General features: G+C 60.1%; 10 protein-coding genes. 6 read left to right on the top strand and 4 right to left on the bottom strand.

Going from position 1 to position 16,461, the window contains the following annotated elements; genetic code table 11:
- The first annotated feature begins 188 nt into the window (after positions 1 to 188).
- From FTW19_RS01485 to FTW19_RS01460, 6 genes are all read left to right on the top strand, one after another.
- On the top strand, positions 189 to 1,787 hold the full coding sequence (locus FTW19_RS01485) for a PQQ-binding-like beta-propeller repeat protein (protein WP_147645928.1): 1,599 nt from the start codon (positions 189 to 191) through the stop codon (positions 1,785 to 1,787).
- Complete coding sequence (locus tag FTW19_RS01480; protein ID WP_147645927.1) at positions 1,784 to 3,298, top strand: PQQ-binding-like beta-propeller repeat protein; 1,515 nt, start codon at positions 1,784 to 1,786, stop codon at positions 3,296 to 3,298. The genes FTW19_RS01485 and FTW19_RS01480 overlap by 4 nt, the downstream gene beginning before the upstream one ends.
- A 180-nt stretch (positions 3,299 to 3,478) precedes the next feature.
- Complete coding sequence (locus tag FTW19_RS01475; RefSeq protein ID WP_147645926.1) at positions 3,479 to 4,168, top strand: (2Fe-2S)-binding protein; 690 nt, start codon at positions 3,479 to 3,481, stop codon at positions 4,166 to 4,168.
- On the top strand, positions 4,165 to 5,172 hold the full coding sequence (locus tag FTW19_RS01470) for an FAD binding domain-containing protein (protein WP_147645925.1): 1,008 nt from the start codon (positions 4,165 to 4,167) through the stop codon (positions 5,170 to 5,172). The genes FTW19_RS01475 and FTW19_RS01470 overlap by 4 nt, the downstream gene beginning before the upstream one ends.
- Positions 5,173 to 5,181: 9 nt before the next feature.
- Positions 5,182 to 7,428: a xanthine dehydrogenase family protein molybdopterin-binding subunit gene (locus tag FTW19_RS01465; protein WP_147645924.1), complete on the top strand. Its 2,247-nt coding sequence runs from the start codon at positions 5,182 to 5,184 to the stop codon at positions 7,426 to 7,428.
- Between the two features lie 30 nt (positions 7,429 to 7,458).
- Positions 7,459 to 8,247: an NIPSNAP family protein gene (locus FTW19_RS01460; protein ID WP_147645923.1), complete on the top strand. Its 789-nt coding sequence runs from the start codon at positions 7,459 to 7,461 to the stop codon at positions 8,245 to 8,247.
- A 319-nt stretch (positions 8,248 to 8,566) separates the two neighbouring features.
- Here the strand turns inward: FTW19_RS01460 and FTW19_RS01455 are convergent, their stop codons facing one another.
- The 4 genes from FTW19_RS01455 to FTW19_RS01440 all read right to left on the bottom strand — a co-directional run bounded on the left by FTW19_RS01455 (position 8,567) and on the right by FTW19_RS01440 (position 16,422).
- The gene (locus FTW19_RS01455; protein WP_147645922.1) at positions 8,567 to 10,237 is read right to left on the bottom strand and encodes a trehalase family glycosidase; all 1,671 of its coding nucleotides are present in this window, start codon (positions 10,235 to 10,237) and stop codon (positions 8,567 to 8,569) included.
- Positions 10,238 to 10,574: 337 nt separating this feature from the next.
- On the bottom strand, positions 10,575 to 12,011 hold the full coding sequence (locus FTW19_RS01450; RefSeq protein ID WP_147645921.1) for an efflux transporter outer membrane subunit: 1,437 nt from the start codon (positions 12,009 to 12,011) through the stop codon (positions 10,575 to 10,577).
- Entirely contained in the window at positions 12,008 to 13,210 is a 1,203-nt protein-coding gene (locus tag FTW19_RS01445) for an efflux RND transporter periplasmic adaptor subunit (protein WP_147645920.1), read from the bottom strand. Before FTW19_RS01445 ends, FTW19_RS01450 begins: the two co-directional genes overlap by 4 nt.
- 14 nt (positions 13,211 to 13,224) lie before the next feature.
- The gene (locus FTW19_RS01440; protein ID WP_147645919.1) at positions 13,225 to 16,422 is read right to left on the bottom strand and encodes an efflux RND transporter permease subunit; all 3,198 of its coding nucleotides are present in this window, start codon (positions 16,420 to 16,422) and stop codon (positions 13,225 to 13,227) included.
- Positions 16,423 to 16,461 lie beyond the last annotated feature (39 nt).

Here is a 16,461-nt window from a genome sequence, read left to right as displayed (position 1 = left end):
AAAAACCCTGAATTTTAGCGGTTGACGAGTGCTTTCTTCTCCGCGTACTCTTGCCCGCGAAATCGGACAACGGATGAACCGCAAGCAGGAAGGACTTTCCGGCGGGCAAATCTCCGGTCCGAAATTGAAACGTCTCAATATGTTGCGGGAGATTTCCTCCCTAAGGCAATTGGGTTCGAGGCTGGCATATGCGTCGATTCTGCTGGAACAAACTGCTGTTACCTGCCGTGTTGCTGTTGGGCGGCGGGGCGGCCGCATGGGCGGTAAACATCCTGACCGAGGGCGTCGATGTGGGACGCACCGGCTGGGTTCAGGGAGACAAGTCCTTCACGGTACAGAACGTGAAGAACATGAAGCTGCTGTGGAAGGTGCAGCTCGACTCCAAACCGCGCGAGATGCACAACCTCTTCCCGCCGCTGCTGGTAGAAAACGTCGAAACTCCTGCGGGCAAAAAGAACATCGCCGTTGTGGTAGGCGTGCTGGATGAGCTCTATGGCCTGGATGCGAATACGGGCAACACAATCTGGCATGTGACTTACAAGACCGACTATCAACCACCCAAGACGAGCGCTACACTCTGCCCCGGCGGTCAGACGGCGGTGCCGGTGGTTGTTCGCGGCGAGAAGTCTGGCGATTGGACCGTCTGGGCGATCGGTTGGGACGGCTATCTGCGCAAGATGAACGTTGCCGACGGAAAAGAGCTGGAGGCGCCAGAGAAGTTCATTCCAGCGAACGGCAAGCCGTACGCGCTGAACTATCTGAATGGTGTGATCTACACCAGCACTGCGCAGGGCTGCGGCGGTTTGACCAACTCGACCTTTGCTTATGACACGAAGACCCGCATCGCAACGGCGTTTATCCCTTCAGGCGGTGGGCTATGGGGACGGCGCGGAGTCGGGCTCAGCCCCGACGGCGAGAGCTACATGGGAACCGGTGACGGAGTGTGGGATGTAGAGAACGGCCATCTCGGTAACGGCATCATTGGCGTAAAACTCGACAAGTCTGGCGAACTGCAGTTGAACGACTTCTACGCACCGAAGAATGCCGAGTACATGTTCAAGCGCGACCTGGATGTGAATGTGACCCCGGTCTCCGTGGACTGGAAGGGGCATAAGCTGCTGATCGGCACATCGAAGGAGTGCCGCCTCTGGCTGCTGGACCGCGATAACCTCGGCGGTGACGACCATCGCACTCCGCTGGCGCAGACACCGCTGCTTTGTAACCTCAACGGCAACTTCGCGGAAGAAGGCGTGTGGGGAGCGATCAGCACCTACGTGGATGCGAAGGGCGATCTGTACGTGGTAGTGCCGTTTTTCGGTCCTGCCAATCCGAAGTACATCGGCGCAACTCACTACGCACCCGCACCGAAGATGGGTGGCGGTGGTGTGACGACGCTGAAGGTAACGGAGACCGGCGGCAAGTTCGGCTTTACGCCAGTGTGGACCAGCGAAGATATCGATCATCCCGATGAAGCCGTGATCCTGAATGGTGTGATCTTTGTGAATGGCTCCGGAGAAGATGCGCGTCAGCAGTGGGACGACAACTACTGGGATAAGACGCCGGAGATGCTGCCCAAGGGGCCGTGGTCACAGCAGTCGAACACGCGTATTCACTACTCAAGGCACGCGGTGTTGGTAGCGCTGGACGCAGCTACCGGAAAGATGCTGTGGTCGAGCGGCAACCAGATCGCGAGCTGGAATCACTTCGCGGGAATCACCGCAGCGAATGGACGCGTGTATATCCCCAGTTATGACGGCATGATGTATTGCTTCGGAGTTGCCAAATGAAGACAGCGCAACGCAGTACTCTCACTCTGATTGCGGCGCTGACGCTGACCCCTGTCGTCTTCGCACAGCGTAACGGGCCCGACTGGAACACGGCCGGTTTCGACGTGCAGCGTTCGCACTGGATGAGGGCGGACAAGGAGGTCAATGCGACGTCGATGTCCAAACCGGGATACCAGCTCATCTGGAAGCAGAAGGTCGAAGGCGTGAAGATTGGCCTGAGCGAGCCCATCATGGTGGGCACCTTCATCGGGTGGAAGGGCTTCAAAGACCTGGTGCTCTTCCAGGGCGGCGATGGCAACCTCTACGTCTACGACAGCGACCTTGGCGTCCCCTACTTCGATAAGCGCTTCAATACGACGGCGCCGAAGACCTGCGCGTTGACCAGTATTGGCGCGCCGGGAAGGCCCTCGGCGCTGAAGCCTGCGGCAGGCATGACGCGGCCTCTTGCCGCGCCGTATCACAGCGTGGTCGGTAAGCCAGGAGAGGGGATCCCGGGTGGCATGAACCCGCCCCGTACCGGCTTTGGTTTCGGGCAGCAGGGGGCTCCGATTCCCGGGTTGAACCAGGGAGGCCGCGCGGCTACACCGATGTACACCGTCACGACTGACGGTACGCTGCATATCATGGCGCACGGCACGGGGAACGAGTACGAGAAGCCTACGCCGTTCGTGCCGGCCGGCAGTCAGGTCTCCGATATCGCGTCGGTGGACAAGATCGTGTATGCGGCGACCTTGCCGGGTTGCGGTGCGAGCCCAAACACGCTCTTCGCAATGGACCGTACTGATCCGGCAAATCCAACCATCAAGCAATGGAAGCCTGAGAGCGGTGACATCCTCGGAGCGCCGGCGTTCTCGACCGAAGGCAATCTCTACATCACGACGACGAAGCAGTTGATTGCGCTCGATCCGAAGTCGCTCAGCGCCAAGGTGATGGCAACCAGCGAAGCGGGCTTTGCCTCCACGCCGATGATCTTTACTGCTGCCGACAAGAAGGAGTATGTCGCCGCGGGAACGACTGACGGCAAGGTGATGCTGATGGATGCGGGGACCGGGGCGGCAGTAGCGGCCGCGGGAGAGGAACAGAAGCTGCAGTTCACGCCAACGGCGCTGGCCACCTGGGAGGACGGAAGCACGCGCTATCTCGTCGTGACAGACAAGACGAAGCAGCAGGCCCGGGTAGTGGCTTACAAGCTTTCGGATGGCAAGTTGCAGATGGCATGGACCTCCACGGAACTGGAGGCGCCTGGAAGCCCGATGATCCTGAATGGCGTGCTCTTTGTACTGGCGACCGGCGAGCAGCGCGGCAGCGCCGACCCTGCAACTCGCGCCAAGGGCAGACCGGCAGTGCTTTATGCGTACGACGCCAAATCCGGCAAAGCTCTCTGGAACAGCGGAACGGCGATCGCCTCGCCCGTTACCACCAGTGGCATCGCCACCGGCAGCGGCATGATCTATCTCGCCACTGCCGACAACACGATTTACGCCTTCGGCTTTCCCCAGGAACGCCAGTAAGGCCGTAAATACTCGACTCCTTGCGCCGGCCCATTCGGCCGGCCTCTTTTTCTTCGCGGATCCTGCAGCAAACCAAGGTCCTGTGTGGCGCGTCTCTGATGTACTGGCATCTGGCATTTGCAGTATTGCCAGCATGTCCTTCTCGGCTCCACGGCAGCCTGTATAGGAATGAGGTTTGGTATGAATCCGAAAATGCGGGAGTCCGAAGTCGCAGAACCGGGGACTACGCGGGAAGGGAAGCCGCCGGTATTTGGTACGTATAGCTCCCTCAGTCGCCGTTCATTTCTTTCAAGATTGGGAGCCACAGGAATTGCGACCGCTTCGCCGGCGGTTGCGATCGCAAACGTCGTAGATGCGCCCGATACGCCCCCTGCACGCCGCGCCGGAACCCAGACGGTTCACCTCAGCATTAACGGAAAGCGGCAGACGCTGCAGCTTGAGCCGCGCGTCACACTGCTCGATTGCCTGCGTGAAGTCGTGCAGCTTACCGGAACGAAGAAGGGGTGCGATCACGGACAGTGCGGAGCCTGCACGGTGCTGGTCAACGGTCGCCGCATCAATAGCTGCCTGAGTTTTGCTGCCATGCATGAGGGCGATGAGATCACAACGATCGAGGGCCTGGGTACTCCGCAGGAGATGCATCCCATGCAGGCGGCGTTTGTGGAGCATGACGGCTACCAGTGCGGCTATTGCACCAGCGGACAGATCGTCTCGGCGGTAGGAATGCTGAAGGAGCCGTGGGGGCCGGCTGACAAGGATGTCCGCGAGGCGATGTCCGGCAATATCTGCCGCTGCGGCGCTTACCCGAACATTGTGAGGGCAATACAGATGGTGCGCAGCCGCGTCAGCCAGCAGGGGGTAGACGCATGATCGACTTTGAGCTGACACGCGTTGGTACTCCCGACGCCGCTATTCAGATCGCTGCTGCAACACCGACTGCACAGCAGGGAGCGACCATACGATTCATCGCGGGTGGCACCAACCTGATCGACTACATGAAGCTCGATGTGGAGACGCCACAGCATCTGGTTGACATCAACCGCATTCCCGATCTGGCCAAGGTAGAGAAGCAGTCAGACGGATCGTTGAAGATCGGCGCGCTGGTGCGGAACTCCGATCTGGCGCAGGCGCCGGAGGTGCTGGCCGAATATCCTGTGCTTTCGCAGGCTCTACTCTCGGGCGCCTCGGCGCAGCTCCGCAACAAAGCCACTACTTCAGGCAATCTGGTGCAGCGCACGCGATGCCCTTACTTCCGCGATCTGGCGTATGCGGAGTGCAACAAGCGCACTCCGGGTTCAGGTTGTGCCGCTATCGGCGGATATCACCGCAACCACGCCATTCTGGGTGTGAGCGATCAGTGCATCGCCACGCATGCTTCGGATATGGATGTGGCCCTCATGGTGCTGGACGCCGTGATTCATGTGCAGGGAGCAAAGGGAAACCGGATGATTCCGATCGGTGAATTCTATAAGCTTCCCGGCACAACGCCGCATATCGAGAATGCACTTGAGCCCGGCGATCTGATCACTCATGTCACCCTTCCTGCTCTTCCAGAGAAGACAAAGCAGATCTATCTCAAGCTGCGCGACCGGGCTTCGTATGAGTTTGCTCTGGCATCTGCCGCCATCGTGATGCAGGTACAGACCGGCAGGATGCGTCATGTCCGCGTTGCGATGGGTGGAGTAGGGACACGGCCATGGCGCATGCCGGAGGCTGAACGTTCGCTTGAAGGCCAGGCTCCGACAGAACGTGCCTTTCGCGCAGCGGCGGATGCGGCGCTAAGAGGGGCAAGGCCGCACACGGACAATGCATTCAAAGTCGAGCTGGCGAAGCTATGCATGATTCGTGCTTTGACGACGGTCACCAGCGCATAAGGAGGAGCGATGTTGAAGGACAATGCAACCACCATCGGCACTCCGGTGCCACGTATTGATGGGCCGTACAAGACTACCGGGACAGCGAAGTACTCGTCGGATCACAATTTCCCCGGCATGCTGCACGCGGCGCCGGTCTGCGCGACCATTGCGAAAGGAAAGATCACGGGCATCGATACCACCGTAGCCGAGGCGATGCGCGGTGTCGTGAAGATCTATCACTACGGCAATGCGCCGCATCTCTATCGGCCCATACCGCGCGATGCGCGTGTCGATGAAGCGCGCCCGGCCTTTGAGGATGAGAACGTCTACTATTCCGGCCAATACGTCGCCGTGGTTGTCGCCGAGACCATCGAGCAGGCTCGCGCCGCAGCGCGTGCGGTGAAGGTGGCGTACGCAGCAGAGAAGCCGGACAACAGTCCGGACCTCTCCGACGGGCTTCAGGAAGATGCATTGCATGAGGCCTATAAGCGCGGCGATGTGGATGGGGCCTTCGCCTTAGGGGCCGTCAAGATCGATGCGACTTACGTCACTCCTGTAGAGACACACAACCCCATGGAGCTGCATGCTTCGGTCGCGACGTACGACAACGGAAAGTTCGTCCTGTACGAGACGACGCAGTCGATCGTGAATCATCGATCAGCGATGGCGCAGATGCTCGGCGTCCCGGTTGAGAACGTGCAGATCATCATGAAGTTTCTGGGGTCGGGCTTCGGCGGCAAGCTCTGGGTCTGGCAGCACTCGCTGCTTGCGGCGTCGGCGGCGAGAGACCTGCGGCGTCCGGTGAAGCTGGTCACCGATCGTCATTCACAGTTCACAAACGTCGGGCATCGTCCGCGCACGCAGCAGCGCCTGCGGCTGGCCGCGACCGCTGAGGGCAAGCTGAGCTGCATTCAGCATGACTATTCGTCGGAGACATCGATACTCGATAACGTCGGAGAAAACTGCGGTGAGTCGACACCATTCCTGTGGAGCACGCCGAACCTGCGTGTTCGCTCGTCAATGTCGCGCCGCAACGTCGGTACGCCAACGGCCATGCGTGGTCCTGGAGCGGTGCCAGGACTCTTCGCTCTCGAGTCCGCGATGGATGAGCTGGCGATCAGGCTGAAGATGGATCCAGTACAGCTTCGTCTGCTGAACGAGCCGGAGAAGGACGAGTCGAATGGGCTCCCGTTTTCATCACGGCATATGAAGGAGTGTCTGACGCTGGGCGCGGAGAAGTTCGGCTGGGCGAAACGCAATCCTGTTGTGGGATCGATGAAGAAGCCCGACGGAACGATTCTGGGCTGGGGCATGGCCGGTGCATCCTGGGGAGCGGGACGCATACCCACCTCCGCGAACTTTGCTTTCCGTGATGACGGATCGGTGCGCGTCGGCTGTGCCACGCAGGATATCGGCACGGGCACCTATACCGTCTTTTCGCAGATGGTGCACCACATCACCGGAATCTCCATGGGACGCATCGAAGTGGCGCTGGGAGACACCTCGCTTCCTCCGGGGCCGCTCTCCGGTGGATCGCGCGTGACCGGATCGTTGTTTCCGGCGATTCAGGATGCCGTGAATGCAGCGACAAAGCAGTTGCTACAGATTGCGGTAAACGGCGTGCGTTCTCCTTTCAAGGGAGCAAAGCTGGATGACCTCGCGTTTTCTGAAGGGCGTGTTTATCGCAAGGCGGATAACAGCGCTTCCGGGGTAAGCTTCGAGGAGATACTGCGTTCGGCCAATCTGCGGTTCGCCATTGGCGAAGGTTCCTCGGTCGCATCGCAGCAGGACCCGAAGGCAAAGGGACTCTCCCTGCATAGCTTCGGCGCACAGTTTGTCGAGGTCGAGTGGGACCCAGGCATCGCACGTCTGCGGGTTTCGCGGGTGGTTACGGTCATCGATGGCGGGCAGATCATCAACCTGAAGGCAGCGACCAACCAGGTAGAGGGCGCTATTGTGATGGGAGTTGGGATGGGGCTGCTGGAGGAGACGATCTACGATCAGCGCTATGGGCATCCGGTAAATGCCAACTATGCCGACTATCTGGTCGCCACCCATGCGGACTGTCCTCCGGCGATTGATGTCACCTTCCTGGACTATCCCGATAAGGCGATGAGCGAGATCGGTGCACGCGGTATTGGTGAGATCGGCCTGGCCGGGGTCGCGCCAGCCATTACCGCGGCGGTCTATCATGCAAGCGGGGTCCGTGTGCGCGAACTGCCGGTACGCATGGAAGACCTCTTGCAGTCCGTCAACCAAAAACATCGAGCTTGATTTCAACGCCTAAGGAGCAAGTCCCTTCTCATGCAACGCCGCACGTTTTTGAAATCCGCACTTACCGCATCGGTTGCTTCGGCTGCATCAGCCGGCACAGCGCTTGCTCAGCCTTCCGGCGGGCGCGAGTACTATCAACTGCGCAAGTACCACCTCAGCCGCGGCACTGGCTCGGCGATGACGGAGAAGTACTTCAGCGAAGCCTTGATCCCCACGCTGAACCGCATGGGCATGAAGACCATCGGCGCCTTTTCGGTGAACTATGGTCCGGAGACACCGACCTACTACTTGCTGATCCCGAGCTCGGATCTCTTTACGCTGACCAACCTCGATCTTTTATTGGCCAAAGATGAGACCTTCTTAAAGGCAGCCGAGCCCTTTTGGTCCTCTCCCGGAAAGGATGCCTCACCCTTTGTCGATGCGGAGAGCTCGCTGCTGGCTGCATTCGATGGCTGGCCGCACCTCACCGCTCCGGATACGAAGCAGAAGCGCATCTTCCACCTGCGCACCTATGTCAGTTCCACGTATGGCGATCACGTCCGCAAGGTTGAGATGTTCCATCACGGCGAGTTCAAGATCTTTCAGGAGTCCGGCTGCGGGCAGGTCTTCTATGGCGACCTTCTCATCGGGCGGCAGCTCCCGTCGCTGACCTACATGCTCACCTTCCCGGATCTGGCCGCGCTGGAAAAGGGATGGGCAGGCTTTTTGTCGCACCCGGAATGGAAGAAGCTTGCGGCCGAACCGCGATACGCATTCGAGCCGATCGTGACCAATATCGACAGCCTGATTCTGAATCCGCTGCCGTTCTCGCAGGTGTAGGGTATGTCATCCAATCCGCTCTAAGAGAGGGTGAGATTCCGAATATCTTATCCATCGGGACAGCGGTGGGCGGGATATTCGCTGCGTGAATCGTGACTTAAACCTGGTGGGAGCCGTGGGCTTCAGCCCACGGTTTTACCGGATACACGAGAAGTTGGGCTAAAGCCCGTTGTTTTTATACCTTCTTGTCAGCGGGCTTAAAGCCCGCTGCTCCCACCCAACTACCGCCCAGTATAGAGACGGCACCGCGCTTCAGGTTCTCTGCCATGTCGATGGTTGCGATGTTGTCGGCTCACGCGCGCAATGACACACACCTGAGCTACTGTTGAGTCCCACGCGCTGGAATGGTTGAAGCGCAATCACTGGAACGGCCTGTGAAGAGCAGGCCGTTCATCTTTAAGTACACCGCGTTGGTCCAGCCGAAGCCGATGACGTTGCTCTTATAGCCCGCGGCTACTTCGACATCCTTCTGCGGATCGACGACGTTGTACTTCTCACGCAGGGTGCCGTCGCGCTCATAGTTCTCGCGGATAGAGTGCATGAAGCCATGGGCAATGCGTCCTACGGCTGTGCTGTAGCCGTAGCAGCTCATGCCATCGACGGCGATCCAGTTCACCGGAGCCCAGCCAAAGGGAGCATCCCACTGCATGCCGCTGGTGGTGTTGCTCATCGCCAGGCCGCCGTCGTGCGAAAGCGTACGAAGCTGGCGCATGGTGGAAGCAGCTTGAGTGCGTGTGGCGAGCCCGGCCCACAGAGGATAGGCCGCCGTGGCATAGAGATAGGTCGAGCGGCGATGGCGCACGAAGTCATAGTCAGCGAAGGTTCCGGTGCGTGCATCCCACAGATAACGGTTCATCGCCGTCTTACGGGCTTCGGCGGCATCGGTCCATTGCTTTGCCTTGGCATCGTCGCCGAGTTTGGTGTAAAGGCCGGCGACATCGATCTCGTAACGATAAAGCAGGGCGTTCAGACAGACAGGGGCATAGTTCTCGGTCGATCCACTGAAGGGGCCGAAGCGGAAGCTGACGTCGAAACCGGACTCGCGCATGGCGCGGTCGCTGCGATAGAAGGCGGGTGTCAGTCGCCAGCCCTGGTACTCGGTGTGAGCACAGACGGCGCTCGCTCCGGAGGCGCATGCCTGGCCATCAGTAGCCTGCGTCAGGTAGTTGGTCTTCACCTCAGGATGGGCCAGCAGCCACTTGATCACGTCGACGTAGTAGGTGCTGTCATCTTCCATCTCTGGCACGGGACCGTTGCCGAGGTCGAAGTAGCGTGCGAGCCCGGTGTCGCCGGCTTTGTGTGCGTCGCTCATCCATAACGTATGGTCGCGTTCGAGGTAGGGCATTGCTTTTTCGAGCCACGCCTTTGCAGCGTCGGGATCGCGGCGATTCATGGTGCGATAGACCTCATCGACCATCCGCGCGAGGAAGGGAGGCTGGGAGCGCGTGAGGTAGTAGGTGCGGTTCGCGTTGAGTATGGCGCCGTAGTTCTCGATCTCAAAGAAGAAGTTCTCCACCATGCCGCGCGCCAGCGCCTCATGGCCTTCGCTCAACAGGCCCAGCAGGATGAAGTAGCTGTCCCATCCGTACATCTCGTTGAAGCGGCCACCGGGCACGACGTAACGGTGCGGCAGGTAGAGCAGTCCCGGTGTCTTCAGCTCCGACGGCATCAGGTCGCCTTCTTTGGCGATGGCGTGCGGCAGATGTTCGACACGGACGTTGCACTTGCTACGCAGTGCGGCAACGGCGGAGGGGATGGCATATCCATGGGGAAGGTAGACGACGGAGGCTCCTGCGAGCTTGGGGTCATGCACGGTGGCGCAGTCGGTCATGGATCGCGTCAGCGGCGCCCATCCATTGCGGATGTACTGCTCGACCGTAACGTCCGCTTGTGCGGGTGGGGCGCTGGGAGCTGGGGGCTGCGCTGTCTCCTGCTGCTGCGCGACGGCGTACGGAAGACAAAGAAGCAGGAGCAAGGCATAAAAACGCATAGACGTTTCGATGATGATTTAGGTCTGCACGTTTCCCGGAAACGAACCCCATCCATTCACAGATGGGGTTCAAGCGCACTACCACGGCCTTTTATAGAGAATTCCGAACAAAGCGGCTGTAAAGTATCTCCTGGAACGGAACAACAACGTTAGGGTGGGTGATGGGCCACGAGTGCAAAAGCGCTGGGATGCCAAGAATGTTCCGGTAGAGAAGCAGATCCCTTCGCTACTCTTCACCCCAGCCAGCAAAGCTGGCCGGGGACCCCGAGCGCTACGGAATGACAAATAAAAGCGGTTCGCGCGTAACGCGAATGCCCAGGTCCCCTGGGCACCCGGCTTAGACTTTCGGAAGCTGCGAGACGTTCCAACCTCCACCGACGGCTTTTACCAGCAGAACGCTGGCATCGAGGCGGCGGCGCAGGATGTCGATCTCGTTGCGCTGATTCTGCAGTGCGATGGTCTGCGAGGTGATGACCTGCAGATAGGTATCCACTCCGCCCTCATAGCGGGTCCGGAACAGTCCCAGAGCCTCCTCTGCGGAGACGGTTGCATCACGCTGCTGTTGCGCTTCGGTTTCAAGCTGCTTCAGCGCTACAAGGTTGTCTTCTACCTGCTGGAAGGCATCGAGAGCTGACTGCCGATAGCTGGCGACGTGGGAGTCATACTGCGCAATCGCGATGTCGGTGCGTGCGCGCCGGCGGCCGGCGTCGAAGACGGTCTGCGAGATCAGTGGGCTGACTGCCCAGACACGGCTGGGCCAGGTGAACCAGTTGAGCACCGAGCTGCCCTGGAAACCGACAGTGGCGGCGAGGTTCAGACGCGGATAGAAGGCTGACTTGGCGATGCCGATCTGTTCGTTGGCGGCGGCCATCAAGCGCTCTTCTGTGGCAATATCCGGCCGGCGCTCCAGGAGTTCCGATGGCAGTACCGCCGGGATTCCGGGTAGTGCCGGCGTCTGTTGGGTGAGAGGATTAGCAGCCACCGTGAGCTGCGCAGGCGGCTTGCCGGTCAACACTGCAATCGCGTGCTCGAACTGTGCTCGGGCGATCGTTACTTCGGTCGACTGCACCAGCGCCTGCTGCAACTGCGTGCGCGCCTGGGCGACGTCAGATTGCGGAGCGACGCCGCCGTCGGCACGATCGATGGTCAACTGCAGGGCATCGCTGTAGGCGGCGACCGTCTCATCCAGCAGCTTTTTCTGGGCATCGGCGCTACGCAGGTTGAAGTAGTCCAATGCCAGCTCAGCGTGGAGGCTCAGGCGTGCGGTTTCCAGATCGGCGGCGAAGGCCTGCGTCGTTTCCTGTGCGGCGGTGATGCTGCGGCGGATGCGTCCCCACAGATCGACCTCGTAGTTCAGATCCAGAGGCAGAATGAAGTTGCCCTGTCCGTTGTCCGCCGTCAGGTTACCGCGATAGGGAGCATTGGGGGTAACCCGGGTTGCGCCCAGCGTGGGATCGACACTCAGCGTCGGCGACATGTCGGCGCGGTTCAGTTTGATCACCGAACGCGACGCGCGGAAGTTGGCCTCAGCCTGCTTCAGCGTCTGGTTGGCAGGGTCGATCTGCTCCTCAAGAGCATTCAACTGCGGATCGCCGTACATCTCCCACCACTTGCCGTGGGCCATGGCATCGTTGGGAGTAGCGGTCTTCCAGGTGTCGCCTTCCTTGAAGGTCGGCGCCGTCGGGACGTCGGGCTTCACGTAGTTTGGACCGACACGGCAGCCGGCAAGCGATACGGCAACGACGGCAAGAGCCAGCAGATTCTTCGTACTCACTTCTGCGCTCCCTTCGCCTGGGCGATCTTTACCTCCATGCCGTTCTCGAGAGAGTCCGAGGGATCCAGGATCACGGCATCGTCGCCATTCAGGCCGCTGATGACCTCGACGTTAGATCCGAAGTCTCGGCCAATGCGAATGGGAACCAGTTGGACGTGGTTATCCCGCACGATACCGACACGCAGGCCCTCCGAGCGGAAGAGCAGCGCATTCGAGGGCAGAGTCACTGCGGTTGCTTTGCCAGCAAGACGGAAGTGCGCGAAGACGTAGGCCCCCGGCATCAGCTTGCCCTGCGGGTTATCGACGTCTACCTCGACGTTCAGGGTACGAGAGCTCTGGTCGATGGCGTTGGAGTTGCGCACGACCGTACCGGTGAACTTCAGGTCGGGTGTGGCGTCCTGTGTCAGTTCGACCTTCATGCCGTCCTGAATCTCGCTGGAGTAGACCTCCGGGACAGCCACGTAGACACGCAGCTTACCCACGGCGGCAAGGTGGAAGAGCTCCTGGGCGCTTCCGGTGGCTCCGGAACCGCCGCCTGCAGCGGTAATGAGTGCGCCGACATCGGTATTACGTGCGGTGATGGTGCCGTCGAAGGGAGCGATCACACGCTCGAAGCCCTGCAACTGCTGCAGGCGGCGAACATTCGCCTCGGATGCAGCCATCAATGACTGACGGGCTTCCAGTGTCGATTGGGCCTGGTCAGCCTCCTGTTTGGAGACAGCGCGCTTTGAGACCAGGGCCTGCCAGCGATCGTTCGTCGTCTTTGCCAGATCGAGGTTGGCCTGGGCCTGCTTCAGATCGGCCTCGGCGGCCTGGAGCTGCTGATCCAGTTCCGGCGTCTCAATCTGCGCTAGCAATTGTCCCTGCTTCACATGCTGGCCAATGTCGGCGTACCACTTGCGCAGATAGCCGCCAGTGCGCGCGTAGATGGGTGTATCGGTGTAGGCTTGCGCATTGCCGGGAAGAATCAGCTCCTGACCGTCTTTCCCGCCGGCTCCTGTGGCATGTACAACATGCACTGTCTGGATGGCGGAGATACGGGTCTCTTCTTTCAACTCGCTTTCGGCGTGAACGCGATCGTGGATGCCCCAGGCGACAGCGGCCACCAGAGCAACAGCGGCCACGCCCACGGCAATGTACATAGGCTTGCGATTGGTCGTCGTTTGTGTGGTTACGGTCTGCTGTGTTGTCTCGCTCATAAATTCTTTCTCCGTTACGCCGGCAGCGCCTCCGCGCTCTCAGTTACAGGAACGTTCGTGGGCTTCGGCTTGCGTCCGTGGATCAGCGCGAAGACGGTGGGAACAAAGACCAGGGTGGCGACGGTGGCGCACATCAGGCCGCCGATCACGGCGCGGCCGAGGGGCGCATTCTGCTCGCCGCCGTCTCCCAGTCCAAGCGCCATGGGCACCATGCCGATGATCATGGCCAGTGCGGTCATCATGACGGGACGGAAGCGGGTGAAACCGGCTTCTACGGCGGCGCGGATGGCATCGCCGTGATCTTCATAGCGCAGCTTGGCAAAGCTGACCACAAGGATACTGTTCGCAGTAGCAACGCCCATGCACATGATGGCGCCCATCAGCGCGGGAACGCTGAGGCGCGTCGCGGTGATGAACAGGAATAGAACGATACCGGCAAGGGCGGCGGGCAGCGCCGTGATGATGATGAACGGATCGACCCAGCTCTGGAAGTTCACCACGATGAGCATGTAGACCAGAACGATGGAGAAGACCAGGCCTCCCAGAAGGCCGATGTAACTGGACTTCATCGTCTCCACCTGTCCGCGCAGTGTGATGTAGGTGCCACGCGGCAGAGTCTTGCGGTGCTGGTCGAGGATACGTTCGATGTCGCGGCTTACCGCACCGAGATCGCGGCCCTGCACCGAGCCGTAGATGTCGATCACACGGCGGATGTTGTAGTGGCTCATGGTTCCCATCTCGGTGCCGCGCTCGATAGTGGCCACATTGTTCAGGGTTTCCTGCTGACGTCCGGCTGCGTTGCCCAGCGAGCCGCGGTTCAGCGGGATATTCTGCATTGCCGCCAGCGTGTCCATGTTGTACTGCGGCGTCTGGGCGACCAGCGGGTACTGGTTGCCGGTCTTCCAGTTGAGGAAGAACTGCGGGTTTACCTGGAAGCTGCCGCTCAGCGTATTACGCAGGCTGGTGGCGACATCGGTGGAGGTATAGCCGCCCTGCAGCGCCTTGGTGCGATCGACATTCACCTTCAGCGTGGGGTAATCGAAGGGCTGCTGAATGCGCAGGTCCGTCAGTCCTGGTACGTCTTTGCGCAGCTCATCCATCAACTGCGAGGCGAGTTCGTGGCTCTGCTTCACATCGCTGCCTTCGAACTGGATATCGATCGGCGCGGGCAGACCGAAGTTCAGGATCTGCGTGGTGATGTCGGCGGGCAGGAAGTAAAAGGTCGTGCCCGGGAAGAGCTTAGGCAGGTCACGGCGAAGATGCGCGATGTAACGGTCAGTGGAATGGTGGTCTTCCTTGAGCGAGACCATCACATCGCCATCGTAAGGACCGATCGTGCCATTGGTCAGGTGCTGTGTATTGATCTGGCTGTATGGCAGGCCGATGTTATCGAGGATGTTGCCGACCTCGTCGGCAGGAATCTCCTGGCGGATGTGCTCTTCGACCTGGTCGGTCAGGCGCGCCATGTCTTCGATGCGGGTACCGGTTGCGGCGCGTACATGCAGGATGAACTGGCCGCTATCGGTCGAGGGAAAGAAGTCCTGGCCGAGGAAGGGAATCAGCAGGAACATCAGCAGACACACGCCCAGGAAGCTGGGGATGAAGATCTTGCGATGCGCGACGAAGGTTTCGAGCAGGCCATGGTAGGCGCTGCGGATGCTCTCGAAGACACGCTCGAAGGCGCGCTGGAACAGAACCAGTGGATTGCGAGTTGCGGTCGGTCCGTGATGGCTCTTGGCCTTCAGCAGATACATGGCCAGCGTGGGCACCAGCGTTCTCGACAGAACGTAGGAGGCCAGCATGGCGAAGACCACCGCTTCGGCCAGCGGAACGAAGAGATACCGCGAAACGCCGCTGAGGAAGAACATCGGCAGAAACACGATGCAGATGCAGAGGGTAGAGACCAGTGCCGGAACACTGATCTGTGCCGCACCTTCAAGGATGGACTCGTGCAGCCCCTGTCCTTCTTCGAGGAAGCGCTCGATGTTCTCGATGGTGACCGTAGCGTCGTCGACCAGGATACCGACTGCCAGCGCCAGACCGCCCAGCGTCATGGTGTTGATCGTCTCGCCCAGAAGGCCGAGGATGATGACGCTGGTCAGAATCGAGAGCGGAATGGAGACAGCGATGATCAGCGTCGAGCGCCAGCTCCCGAGGAAAAGCAGGATCATCAGGCCGGTAAGAGCCGCGGCAATTACGGCTTCACGAATCACACCCTGTACCGCGCCGCGCACGAAGATGGACTGGTCGCTCAACGGCGTGATCTTCAGCTCCGGTGGAACCAGTGTCTGTACACGCGGCAGCAGCTTCTTGGTGCCACTCACAACGTCGAGGGTAGAGGCATCACCGCTCTTCAGCACACTGATCAGAACGCCACGGCGGCCATCCTGACGCACGACGTTGCTTTGCACCTGGAAGCCGTCGCTGACGGTCGCGATGTCGCGCAGGTAGATGGTGGTGCCGTTGACCTGCTTGATGGGCAGGGCCGCAATCTCTTCTACCGAGCGCGGCGCTCCATTAGGAATAACGTCGTACTCCTTGGTGCCGATCTTGATGGTGCCGGCCGGCGTGACGACGTTCTGCTGCGCGAGAGCCGCGAGCATCTCGCCGGGAGCGATGCCTTTGGACTGCATCGCCGCCTGATCCATGGCGATGTTGATCTGGCGCTGCTTTCCGCCGAAGGGCAAAGGAATCACGGCGCCCGGCGTGGTGACAAGCTGGGTACGGATGACGTTAGTGGAGTTGTCGTTGAGGACCTGTTCGCTTAGGCCCTCGCCGCTGATGCCGAGCTGCAGAATCGGTACGCTCGAGGCTGAAAAGTTGATGACCTGTGGCGGCAGGATGCCGGCGGGAAGCTGGCGCAGCAGGTACTGCGAGCCTGCGGTCACCTGCGCGTTGGCTGTGTCGAGGCTGGCGCCCGGCTGCAGGAAGATCTTGACCACCGCACCACCGTTATAGCTGGTGGACTCGATGTGCTGAATGTTGTCGACCAGCGTAGTCAACGCCTTTTCATACGGCGTGGTAAGGCGGCCTTCGATCTCTTCAGGATTCAGTCCGGTATAGGTCCAGGCGACCGAGATTACGGGAATATTGATATTCGGGAAGATGTCCGTCGGCGTGCGCATTATCATCACCGGGCTGAGCAGCAGAATCAGCAGCGCCAGCACAATGAAGGTGTAAGGACGATTCAGAGCAAGCTTGACGATCCACATCGGCGTCTTCCTTCAAGGAGAGTGTCGAGCCGATCACGC

The organism is Terriglobus albidus (genome assembly GCF_008000815.1).
Classification (GTDB): domain Bacteria; phylum Acidobacteriota; class Terriglobia; order Terriglobales; family Acidobacteriaceae; genus Terriglobus; species Terriglobus albidus_A.
The sequence above is the reverse complement of the archived record's forward strand: the minus strand, read 5'-3'. Positions and strand labels throughout refer to the sequence as shown.